Here is a 21,829-nt window from a genome sequence, read left to right on the forward strand (position 1 = left end):
CTCGACGCCGCCATGAACTCGCCCAGTGCCTTGCCCCCTGTGCAATCCGACCTCGACCTTGCGGCGACGTTCGCCACCCAGCGCCAGGCTTTTGCCGGCAACTCATCGCCAGCGGCGGCGCAGCGGCGCCAATGGCTGAAAAGCCTGCGGGAAGCCTTGCTGGCCGGCCAGGCCGAACTGATCGAGGCAATCGGCCAGGACTTTGAGGGGCGCAGCGCCGACGAGACCCTGCTGGCCGAGCTGCTGCCCTCGGTGCAAGGCCTGCGTCACGCCGAAAAGCACCTGCAGCGCTGGATGCGCGCCAGCCGGCGCAAGGTCGGCCTGGCCTTCCAGCCGGCCAGCGCGCAGGTGCGCTACCAACCCCTGGGCGTGGTCGGCATCATCGTGCCGTGGAACTACCCGCTGTTCCTTGCCATCGGCCCACTGACCTGTGCCCTGGCCGCCGGCAACCGGGTCATGCTCAAGCTCAGCGAAGCCACGCCTGCCACTGGCCAGGCGCTCAAGCAACTGCTGGAGCAGGTGTTCCCCACCGATCTGGTCAGCGTGGTGCTCGGCGAAGTCGAGGTAGGCCAGGCCTTTGCCCGCCTGCCGTTCGATCACCTGCTGTTCACCGGCGCCACCAGCGTGGGGCGCCAGGTAATGCTGGCTGCGGCGCACAACCTGACCCCCGTCACCCTAGAACTGGGCGGCAAGTCGCCGGCCATAGTCTCTGCCGACGTACCGCTGGACAGCGCCGCCGAGCGCATCGCCTTCGGCAAGACCCTCAATGCCGGCCAGACCTGCGTCGCCCCCGACTACGTGCTGGTGCCACGCGAGCGCCTGGATGCCTTCAGCGATGCCTACCAGCGTGCCGTACGCCGGCTGTACCCGCGCATCGCCGACAACCCCGACTACACCGCCATCATCAACCAGCGCCAGCTGCAGCGCTTGCAGCATCTACTGGACGATGCCCACGCCAAAGGTGCGCAGGTACTCGACCTGTACCCCGGTGAAGCCCGCCAGGGCCGGCGCCTGCCACCCCACCTGCTACTGGGGGTGAACGACGGCATGCAGGTGATGCAGGACGAAATCTTCGGCCCATTGCTGCCGCTGGTGCCCTACGACAGCCTCGAGCAGGCACTGGCCTACATCAACCAGCGCCCGCGCCCGCTGGCGCTTTACTACTTCGGCTATGACCGCGCAGCCCAGGAGCAGGTGCTGCGCCACACCCACTCCGGCGGAGTGTGCCTGAACGACACCCTGCTGCACGTGGCCCAGGATGACTTGCCGTTCGGCGGCATCGGCCCTTCAGGCATGGGCCATTACCATGGCCACGACGGCTTCCTGACCTTCAGCAAGGCCAAGGCGGTGTTGGCCAAGCAACGCTTCAACGCTGCCCGGCTGATCTACCCGCCCTATGGCAAAGCCTTGCAGCGCCTGGTCTTCAAGCTTTTCATCCGCTGAGGGCGAGCCCATGCACCGCCGCGAACTGCTGCGCTTCAGCCTTGGCGCCAGCGTCTTTCTGGCGGGTACCAGCCTGGTCGGCTGCAGCGCACAGACAGCCGCAACGGGTTACCAGGTACTGCGCGACGACGACCTGCCGCTGCTGCGCGCGCTGATCCCGGTGGTACTGGCCGGCACCCAGGCCGCCGAGACACTGGTGCTGCATAGCCTCGACCACAAACTGGCGGCGCTGTCGCCGGAAATACTCAAACTCACCCGGCAGTTGTTCGACGTGCTCAACCTGCCGCTCACCCGCGGCCCACTGACCGGGGTCTGGGGCGCCTGGGAGCAAGCCAGCGCCGCGCAGGTCACGGCCTTCCTGAAACGTTGGCAGGACAGCTCGCTGAACCTGCTGCGCATGGGCCACGCCTCGCTGCTGCAGTTGCTGCAGATGGCCTGGTACGAACGCCCCGAATCCTGGGCCGCCTGCGGCTACCCCGGGCCACCGAAAATCTGAAAACAACAAGAGCAGCGCCAATGCCTGTACCCGACCCGTTTCGCCAAGGCCTGGAAAGCGGCTGGATCACCCACGACGCCTCGCGCCTGGAGCACGACCTCACGCTGGAAGCCGACGTTGCCGTGATCGGCAGCGGTGCCGGTGGCGCTACCAGCGCGCAAATGCTCAGCACTGCCGGCTTCAAGGTGCTGCTGATCGAAGAAGGCCCACTGAAGACCAGCAGCGATTTCCACCTGCTGGAAAACGAAGCCTATGCCAGCCTGTACCAGGAAGGCCTGGGCCGCATGAGCAAGGACGGCGCCATCACCATCCTCCAGGGCCGCGCCGTGGGCGGCACCACGCTGGTCAACTGGACCTCCAGCTTTCGCACGCCGCCACAGACCCTGGCCCACTGGGCCGCAGCCCACAAGGTGAGCGGCCTGGGCGAGGAGCAGATGCGCCCCTGGTTCGAGCGCATCGAGCAAGAGCTGGGCATCACCCCTTGGGCCCTGCCACCGAACGCCAACAACGAAGTGCTGCGCCGTGGCTGCGAACAGCTGGGCTACCGCTGGGCGGTGATCCCGCGCAACGTGCGCGGCTGCTGGAACCTAGGCTACTGCGGCATGGGTTGCCCGGTGAATGCCAAGCAGTCGATGCTGGTCACACGTATTCCCGCCACCCTCGAACAAGGCGGCGAGCTGCTGTACCTGGCTCGGGCCGAGCGCTTCGAACACAACGGCGAGCGCATCCAGGGCCTGTCATGCCAGGCGCTGGATAGCCAGGGCATACACACCACAGGCCGGCAGATCCGCGTTCGCGCGCGTCACTACATCCTTGCCGGTGGTGGCATCAACAGCCCGGCCCTGCTGCTGCGTTCCGACGCGCCCGACCCGCATGGCCGCCTGGGCAAACGTACCTTCCTGCACCTGGTCAACTTCAGCGCAGCACGCTTCAACGATCGTATCGACCCCTACTACGGCGCTCCGCAGTCCATCTACAGCGACCACTTCCAATGGCAAGGCGGCAACGATGGCCCGATTGGCTACAAGCTGGAGGTGCCACCGCTGCACCCGGCCCTGGCCACCACGCTGCTGGGCGGGCATGGCCACGAGAATGCCCAGCGCATGGCCGCGCTGCCACATACCCACGTGATGCTGGCGCTGCTGCGTGACGGCTTCCACCCGCAAAGCCAGGGCGGGGCCGTGGAGCTGCGCGGCGATGGCTCACCGGTGCTCGATTACCCGATCACCGACTACCTGCGCGACGGGCTGCGCCGCGCCTACCGCAGCATGGCGCAGATCCAGTTCGCCGCCGGCGCCACCCAGGTCACCCCCGTGCACAGCGATGCCAGCGCCGCGTCCAACCTGGCGCAGGCCTTGGCCATGATCGACCGGTTGCGCCTGGAGCCGTTCCGCACACGCCTGGGCAGCGCTCACGTGATGGGTGGCTGCGCCCTCGGCGACGACCCGCGCCAGGCGGTATGCGACAGCCTTGGCCGCCATCACCAGCTGGAAAACCTGTCGGTTCACGACGGCTCGCTGTTCCCCACCAGTATCGGCGCCAACCCGCAACTGTCGGTGTATGCCATCAGTGCCAGGCTCACCGAAGCACTGGTCGCCCGCCTGGCACACAGTGCATGACAAGGAACAGGCCCCCTGTCTATAGTGCCGTCAGCCGGCCGCATGACTTGGCCGGGGCGCCGTCGCTGCGCTACCATCCGACTCCCCCACGCACTCCAGCCAGGATGACGCGATGAACCGAGTGTTGTACCCGGGTACTTTCGACCCCATTACCAAAGGCCATGGCGACCTGGTCGAGCGCGCCTCGCGGCTGTTCGACCACGTGATCATCGCGGTGGCGGCCAGCCCGAAGAAAAACCCGCTGTTCCCGCTGGAACAACGGGTGGAGCTCGCCCGTGAGGTCACCAAGCACCTGCCCAATGTCGAAGTCATCGGCTTCTCCTCCCTGCTGGCGCATTTCGCCAAGGAGCAGGGCGCCAACGTCTTCCTGCGTGGCCTGCGTGCGGTGTCCGACTTCGAGTACGAGTTTCAGCTGGCGAACATGAACCGGCAACTGGCCCCCGACGTCGAGAGTCTGTTCCTCACGCCTTCGGAGCGTTATTCGTTCATTTCCTCGACCCTGGTCCGGGAAATTGCCGCGCTGGGTGGTGATATCAGCAAGTTCGTCCACCCAGTGGTGGCCGATGCGCTGACCGAACGCTTCAAGAAATGACCTTTAGCGGCTGATCATCGCGCCCGCGTGCACTGCGGGCGCGAATGCGGCACAATTGTGCCCACTGCGTTGAACATGCCCGGGCGCGGAGCCCCGGCCGGAGTCCCCATGTCCCTGATCATCACCGACGATTGCATCAACTGCGACGTCTGCGAACCCGAGTGCCCGAACGAGGCCATCTCCCAAGGCGAAGAGATCTACGTGATCGACCCTAACCTGTGCACCCAGTGTGTAGGCCATTACGACGAGCCGCAATGCCAGCAGGTCTGCCCGGTCGACTGCATCCCGCTGGATGAAGCGCACCCGGAAACCGAAGAAGAGCTGATGGCCAAGTACCGCCGGATTACTGGCAAGGCCTGATCGCTGCCTGAACGCCTCCACGCGGTCCCTGTGTGGGAGCGGCCTTGCGTCGCGATGGGGCGCGAAGCGGCCCCAGGATTTCAGCTTCGCAGCAGAAACTGCCGGGGCCGCTGTGCGGCCCTTTCGCGACGCAAGGCCGCTCCCACAAGGGGTTCCGCGTAACTTGCCTCAGCGCTGGCAACGCGGGCAATACACACTCGCCCTCTGCCCCAGCTTCACCTCGCGCAACTCCGTGCCACACACCTTGCACGGCTGCCCGCCCCGCCCGTACACGAACAATTCCTGCTGGAAGTACCCCGGCTGCCCATCACCACCGATGAAGTCGCGTAGCGTGGTGCCGCCCTGTTCGATCGCCGCCGCCAGCACACGCTTGATCTCGATCGCCAGCTTCAAGTAGCGCGCCCGGGAAATCCCGCCCGCTTCCCGACGGGGGTCGATGCCAGCGGCAAACAGCGCCTCGGTGGCGTAAATGTTGCCCACCCCCACCACTACCGCGTTATCCATGATGAACGGCTTGACCGCCATCGACCGCCCACGGGACAACTGGAACAGTCGCTCGCCGTCGAACAGGTCGGTCAGCGGTTCAGGCCCCAGGCGCAGCAGCAGTTCGTGATTGAGCGGGTCCAGGCTCCACAGCATCGCGCCAAAGCGGCGCGAGTCGGTGTAGCGCAGCATCAACCCCGACTCAAGCTCGATATCCACATGCTCATGCTTGGCCGCCGGCAAGCCCAGTTCGACCAGGCGCAGGTTGCCCGACATGCCCAGGTGACTGATCAGGGTGCCGACCTCGGCATTGATCAACAGATACTTGGCGCGCCGCTCGACACTGACGATGCGCTGCCCCGACAGGCGCACATCCAGGTCTTCCGGAATCGGCCAGCGCAGGCGCCGGTCACGTACCACCACCCGGCTGACGCGCTGGCCTTCCAGATGGGGCGCAATACCGCGCCGGGTGGTTTCTACTTCTGGCAATTCCGGCATGTGTCAGTGCCCGCCCATCTCGCGAATGTTCTGCTTGAGGTTCTCGAAATCGTATTCCGACAAACCAATGTAATCGAGCACCAGCGGGCCAACCACACTCCATTCGTGGTCCACGGCCTGGCTGCCCAGCACCCGGTACGATGCGCAGATGTGCTCGGCCATCTTCAGCACTGCCAGCAGGTTTTTCAGTTGGCTCTGGGTATTGCGCGCGCTCTCGTCGCGGAACACCGCCAGGGCGTTGTGGTGGTTGGCAATGGCCGCGCTGAGGTGCTCGGGCAGGCGCCAGGACTTGGCCGTGAAATAGCCGACCACCGAATGATTGGTGTTGAACACGCGGTTTTCGGTGTCGACCACGCGGGTTTCCTCGTCGGCCTTGGCATAGGCGTCCTCCAGCACATCCATATAGTTGGGGAAGCGCTTGAGCATCAGCGGCACGCCACAGTCATGGAACAGGCCCAGGGTATAGGCCTCGTCTGCCGCCTGGATGCCGGTGCGCTTGGCCAGAGTGAGGCAGGTCATCGCCACGTCCTGGGCAGTGTCCCAGAAGCGGTTGAGGGTAACGATGGTCTCGTCGGTCATTTCACCCTTGATCGACTGGGCGTTGATCAGGTTGATGATCGAACGGCTGCCCAGCAGGTTCACCGCGCGCTGGATCGAACCGATCTTGTTGGAAAGGCCGAAATGCGGGGAATTGACCAGCTTGAGCAAGGCGCCCGAGAGGCCCGGGTCCTGGGAAATCAGCTTGGCGATGGTTTCCAGGTCCGGGTCAGGCATGTACTGCTCGAACTGCAGGTCGACCATTATCTGCGGTTGCGGCGGGATGGTGATGCCTTGCAAGGCTTGCTGGATCTGTTCGGCGCTGAGTTCTTGGGACATACGTGCACACTCGTTTGGGACCGGCGATTCTAACCCTCCAGACCGGAAATGGACCAACCACTGAATCGTTGCGCCGGAACTTTACTCTATCCATGCGGGCCTCTCTCTCATATTCATCAAGGAAAGGAGCAAGGCCCATGAGTGCAGAACTGAACGGCAAGCGAGTGGCTTTCCTGGTCACCGACGGCTTCGAGCAAGTGGAGCTGACAGGCCCTCGCGAGGCCCTGGAACAGAGCGGCGCGGTGGTGGACATCCTCAGCGACAAAGAGGGAACGGTACGCGGCTGGAACCACGACCAGCCGGCTGACGCATTCGCCGTGGACGCAACCTTCGAAAGCGCCCACCTGGATCTCTACGATGCTCTGGTGCTGCCCGGTGGCGTGCAAAACTCTGACACGATTCGGTTGATCCCCGCCGCGCAGAAACTGGTGAAAAGCCACGATTCAGCTGGCAAGCCGCTGGCGGTGATCTGTCATGGTGGCTGGTTGCTGGTGTCCTGCGGGTTGGCCAAGGGCAGGCGGCTGACCAGCTATAAGACCCTGCAGGACGACATCCGCAATGCCGGCGGAGACTGGGTGGATGAAGAAGTGGTGGTCGATGGCAACCTGATCACAAGCCGCCAGCCCGATGACATTCCGGCGTTCAACCGGCAGTTGATCAAGGCATTGGCAGCCTGACGTCATCTCATGGCCGACGCGAGGCTGCTCCCGCAAGGGACGAGTGCCCAGGCAACAGGCTATAATCCCGCTCTTTTTCCCGGAGCGACGTCATGCCCCTGCCCAGCCTACGCCTCAAAGCCAATGCCGACCGCCGCCTGCGTGCCGGCCACCTGTGGGTCTACAGCAACGAAGTCGACGTCAGTGCGACCCCGCTGCAAGGCTTCCAGGCCGGCCAGCAGGCTGTTCTCGAGGCAGCCAACGGCAAGCCGCTAGGCATCGTCGCACTGAGCCCGAACAATCTGATCTGCGCCCGCCTGCTGTCGCGCGACGCCAAGCTGCCGCTGGACAAGTCGCTGCTGGTGCACCGCCTGAACGTCGCCCTGTCGCTGCGTCAGCGCCTGTTCGACCAACCGTGCTACCGCCTGGTCTATGGCGATTCCGACCTGTTGCCAGGCCTGGTTGTCGACCGCTTCTTCGACATCCTCGTAGTGCAATTGGCCTCCGCCACCATGGAAGCACATAAGGACGACGTGATTGCAGCCCTGGTACAGGTGCTCAAGCCAAGCGGCATCCTGTTCAAGAACGACTCCTCCGCGCGAGATGCCGAAGGCCTGCAGCGCTATGTCGAAACCGTCTATGGCGAGGTGCCGGACTGGGTGCCGCTGGAAGAAAACGGCGTCAAGTTCGAAGCCCCGGTACGCGAAGGCCAGAAGACCGGCTGGTTCTACGACCACCGCATGAACCGTGCACGCCTGGCGCCGTACGTGAAAGGCAAGCGCGTGCTCGACCTGTTCAGCTACATCGGTGGCTGGGGCGTGCAGGCCGGTGCCTTCGGCGCCAGCGAAGTGTTCTGCGTCGATGCCTCGGGCTTTGCCCTGGACGGCGTCGAGCGTAACGCCGCCCTGAACGGCATCAGCGAGAAACTGACCTGCATCGAAGGCGATGTGTTCGAGGCGCTGCGCGAACTGAAGGCCGCCGAAGAGCGCTTCGACGTGATCATTGCCGACCCACCCGCCTTCATCAAGCGCAAGAAAGACCTGAAGAACGGCGAAGCGGCCTACCGCCGCCTGAACGAGCAGGCCATGCGCATGCTGACCAAGGATGGCATCCTGGTCAGCGCCTCGTGCTCGATGCACCTGCCCGAGGACGACCTGCACAACATCCTGCTGACCAGCGCCCGTCACCTGGACCGCAACCTGCAGTTGCTCGAACGCGGCGGCCAAGGCCCCGACCACCCGGTGCACCCGGCCATCGCCGAAACCCGCTACATCAAGAGCATCACCTGCCGGTTGCTGCCAAACAGCTGATATCCGCTAATAAGGGCCGCCAAGCGGCCCTTTCCTGCTGCAATCTCCCCGCCAGCTATCCACATCTGCATTCCCTCGCCGCGCCAGCGGTGTAGAATCGGCCTATTCATCGCCAGTCATCCCCGGCGGGTTTATGAGCTCTGCCCAAGCACGCGGCGATCCCGCGCGGTCTTCGGCCCCATCCGTGCCAGTGGCAACCGGCCTGCGGTACAAAGGACAAGAGAAGCTCACTCCCCTTTTTGTGACCTGATTAAGCCGCCAGGAGTGTTTCATGCCTGATTATCGTTCCAAGACTTCCACCCAAGGCCGCAACATGGCCGGCGCCCGTGCCCTGTGGCGCGCCACCGGGATGAAGGACGAAGATTTCAAGAAACCGATCATCGCCATCGCCAACTCGTTCACCCAGTTTGTCCCGGGCCACGTGCACCTGAAGGACCTGGGCCAGCTGGTCGCCCGCGAAATCGAACGCGCCGGTGGCGTGGCCAAGGAATTCAACACCATCGCGGTCGATGACGGCATCGCCATGGGCCACGACGGCATGCTCTACTCGCTGCCAAGCCGCGAGATCATCGCCGACGCCGTGGAGTACATGGTCAACGCCCATTGCGCCGACGCCATCGTGTGCATCTCCAACTGCGACAAGATCACCCCCGGCATGCTGATGGCCGCCCTGCGCCTGAACATCCCGGTAATCTTCGTCTCCGGCGGCCCGATGGAAGCCGGCAAGACCAAGCTGGCCAGCCACGGCCTGGACCTGGTCGACGCCATGGTCATTGCCGCCGACTCCTCGGCTTCCGACGAAAAAGTCGCCGAATACGAGCGCAGCGCCTGCCCTACCTGCGGTTCGTGCTCCGGCATGTTCACCGCCAACTCGATGAACTGCCTGACCGAAGCCCTGGGCCTGGCCCTGCCGGGCAACGGTTCGACCCTGGCCACCCACGCCGACCGCGAGCAGTTGTTCCTCACTGCCGGCCGCACCATCGTCGAGCTGTGCAAGCGCTACTACGGCGAGAACGATGAGTCGGTACTGCCGCGCAACATCGCTAACTTCAAGGCGTTCGAGAACGCCATGATGCTCGACATCGCCATGGGCGGCTCGACCAACACCATCCTGCACCTGCTGGCTGCCGCCCAGGAAGCCGAGGTGGCGTTCGACCTGCGTGACATCGACCGCCTGTCGCGCAAGGTGCCGCAGCTGTGCAAGGTTGCGCCGAACATTCAGAAATATCACATGGAAGACGTGCACCGTGCCGGCGGCATCTTCAGTATCCTCGGCTCGCTGGCCCGTGGCGGCCTGCTGCACACCGACCTGCCGACCGTGCACAGCCGTAGCATGGAAGAAGCCATCGCCAAGTGGGACATCACCCAGACCGATGACGAAGCCGTGCACACCTTCTTCAAGGCTGGCCCTGCCGGCATTCCGACCCAGACGGCATTCAGCCAGTCGACCCGCTGGCCGAGCCTGGACCTGGATCGTGCCGAAGGCTGCATCCGCAGTGTCGAGCACGCCTATTCGCAGGAAGGCGGCCTGGCCGTGCTGTACGGTAACATCGCGCTGGATGGCTGCGTGGTGAAAACCGCCGGTGTCGACGAGTCGATCCTGGTGTTCGAAGGCACCGCGAAGATCTTCGAGAGCCAGGACAGCGCCGTACGCGGCATCCTCGCCGACGAAGTGAAGGCCGGCGACATCGTGATCATCCGCTACGAAGGCCCGAAAGGTGGCCCGGGCATGCAGGAAATGCTGTACCCGACCTCGTACCTGAAGTCCAAGGGCCTGGGCAAGGCTTGCGCCCTGCTCACCGACGGCCGCTTCTCGGGCGGCACCTCGGGCCTGTCGATCGGCCACGCCTCGCCGGAAGCCGCCGCTGGCGGTGCAATCGGCCTGGTGCGCGACGGCGACAAGGTGCTGATCGACATCCCGAATCGTTCGATCAACCTGCAGGTCAGCGATGAAGAGCTGGCTGAGCGCCGTGTCGAACAGGACAAGAAAGGCTGGAAACCGGCTGAAGTACGCCCACGCAAGGTGACCACCGCGCTGAAGGCCTACGCCCTGCTGGCGACCAGTGCCGACAAGGGTGCTGTGCGTAACAAGGCGATGCTGGAAGGGCTGTAAGGCTTCCTGGCGTTTGAAAAGCCGGCGCCTTGTGCGCCGGTTTTTTCATGGCTATGAAAAATGCTCGATCAAAGCTCACCCCGCGCAGCGCATTGGCGCAATTGCGCCAGCAACAGAGCAACTGAACGCTTCGGCTTCGCTGTCGATGTCAAAATGAACTGCGCATGAGGAAGGGGGGCAACGTTGGCACTTCCTGTAAACCTGAAGCCAGTGCAGACGATCGGGTGATTGGCGTTACACCCAGCCCACCGCTGACAGCGGTCATCAGCCCACCGGCACTTGGGCTCTGGCAAACGATCCGCCATTGTCGCCCCGCATGCGCCAGGGCTTCGATGGCTGCAGCACGATATGGGCATTGATCGGAAAACACCGCCAAGGGTATCGGAGCAGTTGCATCATCGGGGTTCACTGCAACCGGCCCTGTCGCCCAGACCAAAGGCTCGGACCAAAGCAGTTCGCCTCGGTCCTCATCGCCGCAGCTGCTTCCCAATACGATATCGAGCCCACCCGATTGCAGAAGGGCAAGCAGATCACCGGTCAGGCCGACTTTCAGGGAGATCTCTGCATCGGGATGTGTCACCGAGAATCGACGCAGACAGTCGATGATGGGCGGTTTCACCACCTCCTCGCTCAACCCGACAAACACTGTACCTGACACCCGACGGCCTGCGCCAAGGCTCGCGCGAGCATCATCATGCAGCGCCAGAATCGTGCGGGCATACCCCGCCAGGCGAGCACCTGCCGGCGTCAGGCTGACCGAACGGGTCGTGCGCTCCAGCAATTTTTGCCCAGCTTCGCTCTCAAGCCGCCTGATGTGAGCGCTGATCGCCGACTGCGTTAGGTGCAGTCTTTGCGCTGCACGCGTGAAACCACCGCTGTCGGCAACGGCAAGCAGGCTACGCAAAAGCACAGGGTCGAACACAGATTAATCACCTAGCTCACTCAATATGCAGAGCATACGTGATTTCTATAACCAATCATTCTGAATCAGACTTGCACTTAACACCTGAGCGAACGAACGCCAGGGAAAGTGCCCTCAATGCTGACAAGGAAACGCCCCATGGTTGAACGTATTTTGTATGTCTGTGCATCACCGAGAGGCGAGCGGTCCGTTTCCACCCAGATTGCAGACGTGTTTCTGACCGCATTGGCCAAGCGCAAAGCCGTAGAAATTGACCGCCTGGACCCTTGGGAATGCGAACTCCCGGAGGTAGATGGCGCTTTGCTCGCGGCAAAATACGCAGGCCTTGCCGATGTCCCGTTGTCGAGCGAACAGGTCGCGGCATGGGAGCAGATCAAGGCACTCGCTGAACGGTTCCACCGGGCTGATACCTTGGTGTTCAGGGTACCGCTGTGGAATTTCGGCATCCCGTACAAGCTCAAGCATCTGATCGACGCAATTTCGCACAAAGGCGTCCTGTTCACCTTCGATGAGCAAGGGTTGAATGGCATGCTGGGCGGACGTCGAGCTGTTGCAATCTACTCCCGTGGGCTTGGTTACGGCTCTGACTCACAGACACCCGACCAGGCTTTTGGACTGGAAAAACCCTTCATCGATACGTGGTTCCGCTTCGTCGGGATTAACCAGGTGCACAGTGTCGTGGTCGAACAGACGCTTGGCCCGGTGGGGGCCAGCGTCCGTGCAAGCGCCATCGAAGCAGTGACCTTGTTGGCACAGAACATCGATCAGGAAGCGGCCCGGACTCTCATCGTGGGCCGCAACGGCTGACAGGCCTCGTTACTGGATCTGCTCCGGTGTCACGATCACCCAGTTCTTGTCTGCTGTCACCGGCAGCCCTTCCTTGGCCTGCGCCGCTGCATTCCTGGCAATCATCCCGTTCATCTGGTCCATGTACTTGGCCTTGCGATTTATCCACAGGTGGATGCCGCCCTTGCCCACGTCCACCCCATGAAACTGCATGTAGCCATCGCTGGTCGGTGTGTCGCCCCCCACGAGTACCGGTTTCTTCCACTCATCGATATAGGTGAGGATCGCCGCCTGCTTGCCCGCCATCCAGGTGGCCGGAGTCCACAGGTACGGGGTCAGCTCCAGCCCCAGGTTGGCCTTGGCATCATAGTGCCCGGCGCTGATCTGCTTGCGTGCGGTGGTCAACTGGCCGCTGGCACGGTCCTTCAGCAACAGGCTGACGCCAATCACGTTCTGCGGCTTCACGTTGTAGCCGTACTTGGGGTCCGACGCGACCATGCGCACCAGTTCCTCTGAGGCCGCGGAAATCACATAGACCTCGATACCGTTCTCCATGAGCTTGTTGTACAGCTCAGCCTGGCCCTGGAAGACCTTGGGGGGCTGTACCTCGATGGTCTTGACCTGATCGCCTTCGTAATAGGTGCTGGGGATCGGCTTGCCGGAGGCCATCAGCTCATCCACCTGCACTTTCAGCTCCTGTAGGGTAAAGCCGGAGAACACCTGGGCCACCCACGGGTAGCAGACCATGTCATCGACTTCGCACAGACGGTAGTAGTAACTGAACAGGCTTTCCTTATGTTCGGCGGTGTCCTTGAACGGCATCAGCTTCAACGACGGGTCGAGCTTGTCACGGCTCAACAGGCCCTTGTTTTCCATGAAAGGCAGCAAGGCCTCTTCAAGATCGTAGCGGTAGCTGGTGTTGTCCATGTCGAACACCGCGTAGTTACCCTTGTTGGCATTGGCGGCGATCATGCTGTCGAGCTGCTTGGCCGCCTCGGCGGGCCAGTGTTTGAGCTCGGTGGCGAAGGTTTCGATACTGAACAACAGGGACAGGCCGACGGCGACGGCTTTCGGAGCAAACTTCATGTACGAATCTCCTGAAATGACCCAGAAACGCTAGTGCAACACCCTCCGCTGGCAGCCCTCGATAACGACCTCCATGCAGTTGCAAACGCCGCGTTCATTGCAATCCGCGACACATCGTTATTCCATAAACGACTATACACATTCCATTTGGGTATAAATTCGTTTGTTTTCAGGCTGTTAGCATTTCCGTTCGCAATCGCTCACAGGGGCGATGCCTCTTCTGCTTTTTTCTGCTGGAGCTTCAATGAACCTGCCGCTGTCCCTTAACCTGCTGGCGTTCCTGGCCCTGTTGCTGGGCCTGGCACAAACCCGCCGCACCGACTGGAGCCTGGCCAAGAAGGTATTGCTGGGCCTGGTGTTGGGCGTGGTGTTCGGCCTGATCCTGCATACCGTCTATGGCGCGGGCCACCCTGTGCTCAAGGCCACCATCGCCTGGCTCGACCTGGTCGGCAACGGCTACGTCGGCTTGCTGCAGATGATCGTCATGCCGCTGATCTTCGCCTCGATCCTCAGTGCAGTGGCGCGCCTGCACAATGCCTCGTCGTTGGGCCGCATCAGTGTGCTGAGCATCGGCACCCTGCTGCTGACTACCGCCATCGCTGCGTTGATCGGCATCGTCCTGACCAACCTGTTCGGCCTCAGCGCCGAAGGCCTGGTGGCCGGCGCCCAGGAAAGCGCGCGCATGCAGGTTATCCACAGCGACTACGCCGGCAAGGTCGCCGACCTCAACATTCCGCAACTGCTGCTGTCGTTCATCCCCAGCAACCCGGTAGGTGACTTGGCACGGGCCAAGCCGACCTCGATCATCAGCGTGGTGATCTTTGCCGTGTTCCTCGGCCTGGCCGCGCTGCAGCTGATCAAGGACGATGCCGAGAAAGGCGAACGCGCGCTGTCGGCCATCGACACCCTGCAGGCCTGGGTGATGCGCCTGGTGCGGGTGGTAATGAAGTTGACCCCGTATGGCGTACTGGCGCTGATGACCAAGGTGGTGGCCAGCTCGAACATGGAAGACATCCTCAAGCTGGGCAGCTTCGTGGTGGTGTCGTACCTGGGCCTGGCGCTGATGTTCGTGGTGCACGGCGTTATCCTCGCCGCTACCGGCGTGAGCCCGCTGCGCTTCTTCCGCAAGGTGTGGCCGGTGCTGACCTTCGCCTTCACCAGCCGCTCCAGCGCCGCCAGCATTCCGCTGAACATCGAAGCGCAAACCCGCCGCCTGGGCGTACCGCAGTCGATTGCCAGCTTCAGCGCATCGTTCGGTACCACCATTGGCCAGAACGGCTGCGCCGGGCTCTATCCCGCGATGCTGGCGGTGATGGTGGCGCCGGCGGTGGGCATCGATACCTTCGACCCGCTGTGGATCGCCACCCTGGTGGCCATCGTCACCTTGAGTTCGGCAGGTGTTGCCGGCGTAGGTGGCGGTGCGACTTTCGCCGCGCTGATCGTGCTGCCGGCCATGGGCTTGCCGGTGGAGCTGGTGGCGTTGCTGATTTCGGTGGAGCCCCTGATCGACATGGGCCGCACGGCGTTGAACGTGAACGGCTCGATGACCGCAGGGGTGGTGACCAGCCAACTGCTGAAAGAGACCGACAAGGATGTGCTGGCTGGCGATGAACATGCCGAGCTAAGTCATTCCTGACAGATTGCCGGGGGCGCGTTGCGCCCCTGTCGCGACACAAGGCCGCTCCTACAATGGTCCCGCGTACGCCGATCAATGAGGGAGCGGCCTTGCCGGGGCGCCGGACCGGTCGGATAGGGCTGCAAGGCAGCCCCGGCAATCTCAAACCTTGTCCCAGACCTCGAAATGATACCCAGGCTTGCCTTCCTCAGCCTGCGCCTCGCTCGACACCAAGGTCCACTGCCCCCGATCAAACTCAGGGAACCACGCATCCCCTTCCGGCGACAACTCGACCCGCGTCAGGTACATGCGGCTGACCAGCCCTTTCTCCAGCGCCTGCCCATACAGCTGCGCCCCGCCAATCAGCATAAGCTCATCAACGCCCTGCTCACGCGCCCACTGCTCGGCCCGCACCAGCGCCTCTTCCAGCGAGCCAAACACCTCGGCCCCCGCCAGTTCCAGCCCGGCCTGCCGGCTGACGACGATATTCAACCGCCCGGGCAATGGCCTGCCCAGCGAGTCCCAGGTCTTGCGCCCCATGATGATCGGCTTGCCCAGGGTAGTGGCCTTGAAGTACTTGAAGTCCCCCGGCAGATGCCAGGGCATGGAGTTGTCGATGCCGATCACGCGGTTCTCGGCGTGAGCCGCGATCAGGCTGAGGGGGAGTGATGTATTCATGCCAGCGAGGATAGCACCGGGCGTGTGGGTTATGCTTCTGCCCTGACCTGTGCAATGGAAGACCTTGTGACTGCACCCACTTCACTGGACAAGCGCTGGCTCACCGAAGCGGTACGCCTGCGCGAGGAACATGCCGGCCCCCTGGAGGACCAGGAAGCCAACCGCCGCGCCCGCCAGGCAGGCGGTGACCTGGCGGCCCGCATCGAAACCCGTGCCCTGTTCCTGGCCGAACGCGACGGCATCACCACCGCCCTGCGCCACTGGAAACAGGGCGCACGCCTGGCGCTGCTGGCCTTGCTGGTGCTGGCCGTGCTCAGCGGCGCAGGGTTGGCACTGGCCGCCCTGGGCGACGGGCAGCGCCCGGTGAATGTGTTCTGGGCCCTGGGTAGCCTGCTCGGGCTGAACCTGCTGATGCTGCTGGGCTGGGCCATCGGCTTTGCCCTGAGCGGCGAGCATGGCGCGGGGCTGGGCCGTTTGTGGCTGTGGCTGAGCGAACGCTTTGCCCGTGACGCCAAGGCCGCGCACCTGGCACCGGCGCTGCTGGTGCTGCTGCAACGTCAGCGCCTGAACCGCTGGCTGCTCGGCCTGCTGGTGCATGGCCTGTGGCTGCTGGCGATGATCACCGCACTGGGCATGCTGCTGGCCTTGCTGGCGACCCGGCGCTATGGCTTTGTCTGGGAGACCACCCTGCTCGCCGCCGACCCGTTCATCCACCTGACCCAGGCCTTGGGCGCGCTGCCCTCGTTGCTGGGCTTCACGGTACCCGACGAGGCCATGATCCGCGCCAGCGGCGACAGCCAGCCGGCCCTGGACCTGGCGCGCCAGGCCTGGGCCAGCTGGCTGCTTGGCGTGGTGCTGGTGTACGGCCTGCTGCCGCGTCTGCTGCTGGCCGGGCTGTGCCTGTGGCGCTGGCGTCAAGGCCGCCAACGCCTGGCGCTGGACCTCAGCCTGCCCGGCTACGCGCAGCTGCGTGAAGCGCTGATGCCGCGCAGCGAACGCATCGGCGTCCAGGATGCCGCGCCCGAGGCCTTGCCGCAGTTTGCCGCTGGCCAGCTGGAAAGCGGCAGCAGCGGTGCCCTGCTGGTCGGCCTGGAGCTGGACGACCAGCATCCCTGGCCACCCGCGCTGCCAAAAAGCGTAACCAGTGCCGGCGTGCTCGACAGCCGCGAATCGCGTAACCGCCTGCTGGAACAGCTCAGCCGTTTCCCGCCAGCACGCCTGGCCATCGCTTGCGACCCGCGCCGCTCTCCCGATCGTGGCAGCCTGGCGTTGCTCGCCGAACTGGCACGCAACGCCGGTGCCACCCGTATATGGCTACTGCAGGCCGCACCGGGCGAGGCCCTGGACGCCCAGCGCCTGGGCGACTGGCACGAAGCCCTCGACCGCCTTGGCCTGGCGCATGCCGATACCTCGCCGCTGACCTGGCTGGAGCATGGCCATGACTGAGCCGCTGAAACTGGCCGTGGTCGGCCACACCAACGTCGGCAAGACCTCGCTGCTGCGCACCCTGACCCGCGACGTCGGCTTTGGCGAAGTCTCCCACCGTCCCAGCACCACCCGCCATGTGGAAGGTGCGCGGCTGTCGGTGGACGGCGAACCCTTGCTCGAGTTGTATGACACCCCGGGCCTGGAAGACGCCATTGCCCTGCTCGACTATCTCGAACGCCTGGAGCGCCCGGGCGAGCGCCTGGACGGCCCGGCCCGCCTCGAGCGCTTTCTGCAAGGCAGCGAGGCACGCCAGCGTTTCGAGCAGGAGGCCAAGGTGCTGCGCCAGCTGCTGGCCAGCAATGCCGGCTTGTATGTGATCGACGCCCGCGAACCGGTGCTGGCCAAATACCGCGACGAACTGGAAGTGCTGGCCAGCTGCGGTAAGCCGCTGCTACCGGTGCTCAACTTCGTCGCCAGCCACCAGCACCGCGAGCCGCAATGGCGTGAAGCCCTTGCCAGGCTTGGGCTTCACGCGTTGGTGCGGTTCGACAGCGTGGCCCCGCCAGAGGATGGCGAGCGCCGGTTGTACGAAAGCCTGGCCCTGCTGCTGGAAGACGCCCGCCCAGCCCTGCAGCGGCTGATCGACGACCAGCTGGCACAGCGCCTGGCACGCCGCCACAGCGGCAAGCGCCTGATTGCCGAGCTGCTGCTGGACTGCGCCGCCTGCCGGCGCAGCGTCGAGGCCGAGCCGGCTGCCGAAGCCCGGGCCATCGAGGCATTGCGGCAAGAGGTGCGCCAGCGCGAACAGCGCTGTGTCGAGGCACTGCTCAAGCTGTATGCCTTCCGCCGCGAGGACGCCCATGCCAGCGACCTGCCGTTGCTGGATGGCCGTTGGGGCGATGACCTGTTCAATCCCGAAACCTTGAAGCTGCTGGGCGTGCGTTTGGGCAGCGGTGTGGCCGCCGGTGCTGCGGCGGGTGCCGGGGTGGACCTGCTGGTCGGCGGCCTGACACTGGGGGCTGCCGCCCTGGCCGGGGCAATTGCCGGCGGCGCGCTGCAGACGGCGCGCAACTATGGGTCGCGGCTGATGGGCAAGCTCAAGGGCAAGCGCGAGCTGACGGTGGACGACACGGTGTTGCGCCTGTTGGCCTTGCGTCAGCAGCAGTTGATGGTGGCGCTGGAAAACCGCGGGCATGCGGCGCAGGACAGCATTCGGCTGGGGGAACTGGATGAGAAGGCCTGGCGGGAGGGCAAGTTGCCGGAGGCGCTGAGCAAGGCGCGGGCGCATCCGCAGTGGTCCACCCTCAACCCTGGGGCGAAGCTGAACCAGGCTGAGCGGCAGGAACAGCTGGAGGCTCTGGTTTCACAATTTTGAGTGGGCAGGTCTGGCCTCTTCGCGGGTAAACCCGCTCCCACAGGTATCTCACATTCCTTGAGATGTGCACTATTCCTGTGGGAGCGGGTTCACCCGCGAAGAGGCCCGCACAGGCAGCCCACATCTCAAAGTAATGCCAAAGCCTTCCGCTTCAACCCATCCAGGTCAATCACCGCCACCCCGACCACCTTGGCCCGCTCATCCCACTCCCTCATCCGCAAGCTCACCTCGAACAGCGGATCCCGCTCGAACACATCCGCCTCGTCCTCGCTCATCACGCCCCCCTGATACTCCAAGGTCCGCCGGCTCGCTTCACTCAACCTCTGGTAATACCCAGGCTGGCGCAAAGTCAGGTAGCGCTTGGCCTCCACGTGATACTGCACCAGCCGCGCCATGCGTTCGCCGAAGCCACAGCGGCGTAAATACTCAGCGCCGATGCGCTCATGGCTGACCACGCCATAACCGCCCATGCTGGCGTCACCGCCGCACAGGTGGCCGATGTCGTGGAAGAACGCCGCCAGCACCACTTCGTCGTCGAAGCCTTCGGCCATGGCCAGTTGCGCGGCCTGGGACATGTGCTCGAGCTGGGTGATGGCTTCGCCGATGTAGTCGTCACTGCCGTGGCGTTCGTACAGCGCGAAGGTGCTGTCGATGATCTGGGCTGGGGTCGGCATCACTGTCTTCTCCTGGCTTGATTGGGTGCTGCGAAGTGGCCGGTGCAGGTTACTGCTGAGCCACCTTCTCCGACTTGCCGTCATAGCGTTTGCGCCACTCGGCCAGGATCTGGTCACGGTTCTTCGAGGCCCAGGCAAAGTCGTTCTTGATCAGGCGCTGTTCATAGTCCGCCGGCAGTTCGGTCTGCGGCTTGGCAATACCCGGGGCAGCCAGCACGGCGAAGTTCTCCTTGTACAGCTCCATGGCCGCCGGGCTTGCCGAGAAATCAGCCAGGCGCCTGGCCGCATCCGCTTTTGGCGAACCTTTGATCACCGCAGTCGCCTCGATCTCCCAGCCCAGGCCTTCCTTCGGCAGCACGATGTCCAGCGGCGCGCCCTGGCGCTTGAGCTGCACGGCCGGGTACTCGAACGAGATACCGATCGGGTATTCACCCGCTGCGGCAAGCTTGCACGGCTTGGAACCGGAATGAACGTACTGGCCGATGTTCTGGTGCAGCGCATCCATGTACGCCCAACCCTGTGGCTCGCCAAAGGTCTGCAGCCAGGCACTGACATCCAGGAAGCCGGTGCCGGACGAGCCCGGGTTCGGCATGACGATCTTGCCTTTGTACTCGGGCTTGGTCAGGTCCTGCCAGCTCACCGGCTTGCTCAGGCCCTGCTTCTCGGCCTCGATGGTATTGAAGCAGATGGTCGCGGCCCACACGTCCATACCGACCCAGGCTGGCGGGTTGGCAGCATCGCGGTAATTGGCGGCAATCTTGCCCAGGTCCTTCGGTGCGTAGGCTTCGAGCATGCCGTTCTGGTCGAGGATAGCCAGGCTGGAAGCAGCCAGGCCCCACACTGCGTCGGCTTGCGGGCGGTCTTTCTCGGCCAGCAGCTTGGCGGTGATGATGCCGGTGGAGTCACGAACCCACTTGATTTCGATGTCCGGGTTGGCCTTCTCGAAGGCCTGCTTGTAGCTCTTCAGCTGTTCGGCTTCCAGGGCGGTGTAGACCGTCAGCTGGGTGCCAGCGGCCGAAGCCTGCAGGCTGAACACGGCGGAAACGGCAGCAGCAAGTGCAAGGTGCTTGTACATGGGTAGGTTCCTTACAGGTCAGACGGTCGCGGCGCGTTGGCGCCAGGCTTGGGAGCGGCGCAGCAGGCCGCGTGAGGCTGCGGCCAGCAGCAGTGAAGCGCCGGCACTGGTCAGCAGGATCAGGGTGGACATGGCGGCGGCACCACCGACATTGCCGGCGTCATCCATGTTCAGCACGGCAACGGCAGCCAGGATGGTGTCGGGGCTGTACAGAAAGATCGCCGCCGACACGGTGGTCATCGCCGAAACGAACAGGTAGCGGATGATGTCCAGCAGCGCCGGCAGGCAGATCGGCATGGTCACCCGCAGGAAGTGCCTGTACAGCGGCGCCTTCAGCGACAGCGCGGCGGCCTCGAACTCGCCGTCGAGCTGGCGCAGGGCGGTGGTCGCGGTCATCTGCGCGGTGGTCAGGTAGTGGGCGATGGTGCACACCACCAGCAGCCCCATGCCGCCGTAGAACACATGCAGCGGGTTACCGTTCAGGTTGAAGAAGAATACGTAGCCCAGGCCCAGCACCAGGCCCGGCACGGCCATGGGGATGAAGCTGAGCAGGCGCAGCGCCTGGTTGAGCAGGCGTTGGCCCTGGGTCTTCTCCATCAGGTTGGCGCCGGTGAAGATCACGATGCTGCCGATCAGCGCGGTGCCGATGGCCATGGTCACGCTGTTGCGGTAGGCCAGCCAGCCACCACCGGCGGTGTCCTCGAACATGTAGTGACGCAGCGACAACGACAGGTTGTAGGGCCAGAACGTGACCAGCGACGAATACACCGCCATGCCGATCACCAACAGCAATGCCGCGCACACCAGCAGCACGATCGCCAGGAAGCAGGCATCACGGCCCCGCGACGGCTTGGGCTCGAACACCTGGGCACGGCCGCTCATGGCCTCGCCCTGGCGCCGACGTAGCCAGGCATCGACGGTAAAGCTGAACAGCGCCGGCAACAGCAGCACCATGCCGATCAGCGCGCCGCGGCCGAACTGCTGCTGGCCGACCACCGCCTTGTAGGCTTCCAGCGCCAGCACCTGATAGTCGCCGCCGACCACGACCGGTACACCGAAGTCGGTGACGGTCAGGGTAAATACCAGGCAGAACGCCGCGAATACTGCCTGGCGAGTGGCCGGCCAGGTGATGCTGGTGAACGCTCGCCAAGGGCCGGCACCCATGCTGGACGCTGCGTCGAACAGGCGTGCATCGGCCAGCGATAGCGCCGACAGCAGGATCATCAGGGCATGCGGGAAGGTGTAGATGGCCTCGCCCAGCACAATGCCCCAGAAGCCATAGATGTTGTCGCTGAGCAACCCGCGCAGCAGCCCCTGGTTACCGAACAGGTAGACCAGGGCGATGGCCGGCAGCATTGACGGCGCCAGCAGCGGCAGCAACGAAATCCCCCGCCACAGGCCTTTGCCCGGAATCAGCGTGCGTTGCAGGGCATAGGCGAACAGGTAGGCCAGCGGCACCACGATGGCTGCCACCGTGAAGGCCACCGACAGGCTGTTGCCCAGCAGCCAGTGGAAGTTTTCACTGGCGAACAGTTCGCGGGCCGCCAGCAGGCCGCCACCCTGGCCCGCTTCTGCGCTGAAGCCGCGCCAGAAGATCGCCAGCAGCGGCATCAGCACCGCCAGCACCAGAAGGATCAGCAGCAGGCTCTTGCCGCCGACGACGAACAACCGGTCGCCCAGGGCGACGCCAGCACGCGGCGTGGCCTTGGCCTGGCTCAGCGGCAGGGACATTGGCGCGGCCATC

At 64.1% G+C, this 21,829-nt stretch carries 20 protein-coding genes; 12 read left to right on the forward strand and 8 right to left on the reverse strand.

Features of this window, described 5'->3' with window-relative positions:
* Positions 1 to 12 precede the first annotated feature (12 nt).
* From KDB76_RS27040 to KDB76_RS27060, 5 genes are all read left to right on the forward strand, one after another.
* Positions 13 to 1,443: a coniferyl aldehyde dehydrogenase gene (locus KDB76_RS27040; RefSeq protein ID WP_013974640.1), complete on the forward strand. Its 1,431-nt coding sequence runs from the start codon at positions 13 to 15 to the stop codon at positions 1,441 to 1,443.
* Between the two features lie 10 nt (positions 1,444 to 1,453).
* The gene (locus tag KDB76_RS27045; protein WP_023663000.1) at positions 1,454 to 1,939 is read left to right on the forward strand and encodes a hypothetical protein; all 486 of its coding nucleotides are present in this window, start codon (positions 1,454 to 1,456) and stop codon (positions 1,937 to 1,939) included.
* A gap of 20 nt (positions 1,940 to 1,959) precedes the next feature.
* Positions 1,960 to 3,558: a GMC family oxidoreductase gene (locus tag KDB76_RS27050; RefSeq protein WP_013974642.1), complete on the forward strand. Its 1,599-nt coding sequence runs from the start codon at positions 1,960 to 1,962 to the stop codon at positions 3,556 to 3,558.
* 112 nt (positions 3,559 to 3,670) lie between these two features.
* The gene (gene coaD, locus KDB76_RS27055) at positions 3,671 to 4,150 is read left to right on the forward strand and encodes a pantetheine-phosphate adenylyltransferase (protein ID WP_003249065.1); all 480 of its coding nucleotides are present in this window, start codon (positions 3,671 to 3,673) and stop codon (positions 4,148 to 4,150) included.
* 108 nt (positions 4,151 to 4,258) lie between these two features.
* Entirely contained in the window at positions 4,259 to 4,510 is a 252-nt protein-coding gene (locus tag KDB76_RS27060) for a YfhL family 4Fe-4S dicluster ferredoxin (RefSeq protein ID WP_013974644.1), read from the forward strand.
* Positions 4,511 to 4,678: 168 nt separating this feature from the next.
* Here the strand turns inward: KDB76_RS27060 and mutM are convergent, their stop codons facing one another.
* A complete protein-coding gene (gene mutM / locus KDB76_RS27065) occupies positions 4,679 to 5,491 on the reverse strand; it encodes a bifunctional DNA-formamidopyrimidine glycosylase/DNA-(apurinic or apyrimidinic site) lyase (protein WP_038410214.1) in 813 nt (270 codons plus the stop codon).
* 3 nt (positions 5,492 to 5,494) lie between these two features.
* On the reverse strand, positions 5,495 to 6,313 hold the full coding sequence (locus KDB76_RS27070) for an HDOD domain-containing protein (protein WP_169774634.1): 819 nt from the start codon (positions 6,311 to 6,313) through the stop codon (positions 5,495 to 5,497).
* A gap of 191 nt (positions 6,314 to 6,504) precedes the next feature.
* On the opposite strand from KDB76_RS27070, the gene KDB76_RS27075 reads away from it, so the two are divergent.
* From KDB76_RS27075 to ilvD, 3 genes are all read left to right on the forward strand, one after another.
* Positions 6,505 to 7,044 (forward strand): type 1 glutamine amidotransferase domain-containing protein, encoded by a 540-nt coding sequence (locus KDB76_RS27075; RefSeq protein WP_013974647.1) that lies wholly within the window; start codon positions 6,505 to 6,507, stop codon positions 7,042 to 7,044.
* A gap of 92 nt (positions 7,045 to 7,136) precedes the next feature.
* Positions 7,137 to 8,333 (forward strand): class I SAM-dependent rRNA methyltransferase, encoded by a 1,197-nt coding sequence (locus KDB76_RS27080; protein ID WP_038410215.1) that lies wholly within the window; start codon positions 7,137 to 7,139, stop codon positions 8,331 to 8,333.
* A gap of 271 nt (positions 8,334 to 8,604) precedes the next feature.
* Entirely contained in the window at positions 8,605 to 10,446 is a 1,842-nt protein-coding gene (gene ilvD / locus KDB76_RS27085; protein ID WP_015272169.1) for a dihydroxy-acid dehydratase, read from the forward strand.
* Positions 10,447 to 10,594: 148 nt separating this feature from the next.
* Here ilvD and KDB76_RS27090 read toward each other — a convergent pair whose 3' ends face one another.
* Positions 10,595 to 11,368, reverse strand: coding sequence for a LysR family transcriptional regulator (locus tag KDB76_RS27090; protein ID WP_235208018.1), 774 nt, complete (start codon positions 11,366 to 11,368; stop codon positions 10,595 to 10,597).
* Positions 11,369 to 11,506: 138 nt separating this feature from the next.
* On the opposite strand from KDB76_RS27090, the gene KDB76_RS27095 reads away from it, so the two are divergent.
* Positions 11,507 to 12,175: an NAD(P)H-dependent oxidoreductase gene (locus tag KDB76_RS27095; RefSeq protein ID WP_080708195.1), complete on the forward strand. Its 669-nt coding sequence runs from the start codon at positions 11,507 to 11,509 to the stop codon at positions 12,173 to 12,175.
* Positions 12,176 to 12,184: 9 nt separating this feature from the next.
* On the opposite strand, the gene KDB76_RS27100 is transcribed toward KDB76_RS27095, so the two are convergent.
* Positions 12,185 to 13,240 carry a phosphorylcholine phosphatase gene (locus KDB76_RS27100; RefSeq protein ID WP_013974652.1) on the reverse strand — a complete coding sequence of 352 codons (1,056 nt, stop codon included), beginning with the start codon at positions 13,238 to 13,240 and terminating at the stop codon, positions 12,185 to 12,187.
* A gap of 244 nt (positions 13,241 to 13,484) precedes the next feature.
* Here KDB76_RS27100 and KDB76_RS27105 point away from each other — a divergent pair, with 244 nt between their 5' ends.
* Complete coding sequence (locus tag KDB76_RS27105; RefSeq protein WP_024087863.1) at positions 13,485 to 14,876, forward strand: L-cystine transporter; 1,392 nt, start codon at positions 13,485 to 13,487, stop codon at positions 14,874 to 14,876.
* 141 nt (positions 14,877 to 15,017) lie between these two features.
* Here the strand turns inward: KDB76_RS27105 and KDB76_RS27110 are convergent, their stop codons facing one another.
* Positions 15,018 to 15,533, reverse strand: coding sequence for a dihydrofolate reductase (locus KDB76_RS27110; RefSeq protein ID WP_038410217.1), 516 nt, complete (start codon positions 15,531 to 15,533; stop codon positions 15,018 to 15,020).
* Between the two features lie 54 nt (positions 15,534 to 15,587).
* On the opposite strand from KDB76_RS27110, the gene KDB76_RS27115 reads away from it, so the two are divergent.
* Positions 15,588 to 16,979 (forward strand): DUF2868 domain-containing protein, encoded by a 1,392-nt coding sequence (locus tag KDB76_RS27115; RefSeq protein ID WP_038410218.1) that lies wholly within the window; start codon positions 15,588 to 15,590, stop codon positions 16,977 to 16,979.
* Positions 16,972 to 18,336 (forward strand): GTPase/DUF3482 domain-containing protein, encoded by a 1,365-nt coding sequence (locus tag KDB76_RS27120; RefSeq protein WP_038410220.1) that lies wholly within the window; start codon positions 16,972 to 16,974, stop codon positions 18,334 to 18,336. Before KDB76_RS27115 ends, KDB76_RS27120 begins: the two co-directional genes overlap by 8 nt.
* 125 nt (positions 18,337 to 18,461) lie before the next feature.
* Here the strand turns inward: KDB76_RS27120 and KDB76_RS27125 are convergent, their stop codons facing one another.
* From KDB76_RS27125 to KDB76_RS27135, 3 genes are read right to left on the reverse strand one after another with little or no spacing between them, the layout of a single operon-like run.
* The gene (locus KDB76_RS27125) at positions 18,462 to 19,010 is read right to left on the reverse strand and encodes a phosphonate degradation HD-domain oxygenase (protein WP_024087867.1); all 549 of its coding nucleotides are present in this window, start codon (positions 19,008 to 19,010) and stop codon (positions 18,462 to 18,464) included.
* Positions 19,011 to 19,059: 49 nt separating this feature from the next.
* On the reverse strand, positions 19,060 to 20,085 hold the full coding sequence (locus tag KDB76_RS27130) for a putative 2-aminoethylphosphonate ABC transporter substrate-binding protein (RefSeq protein WP_038410221.1): 1,026 nt from the start codon (positions 20,083 to 20,085) through the stop codon (positions 19,060 to 19,062).
* 18 nt (positions 20,086 to 20,103) lie between these two features.
* The gene (locus KDB76_RS27135) at positions 20,104 to 21,828 is read right to left on the reverse strand and encodes a putative 2-aminoethylphosphonate ABC transporter permease subunit (protein WP_038410222.1); all 1,725 of its coding nucleotides are present in this window, start codon (positions 21,826 to 21,828) and stop codon (positions 20,104 to 20,106) included.
* Position 21,829: the final 1 nt, after the last annotated feature.

It is taken from the genome of Pseudomonas sp. JS425 (assembly GCF_018223845.1).
Taxonomy (GTDB): Bacteria; Pseudomonadota; Gammaproteobacteria; order Pseudomonadales; family Pseudomonadaceae; genus Aquipseudomonas; species Aquipseudomonas asiatica.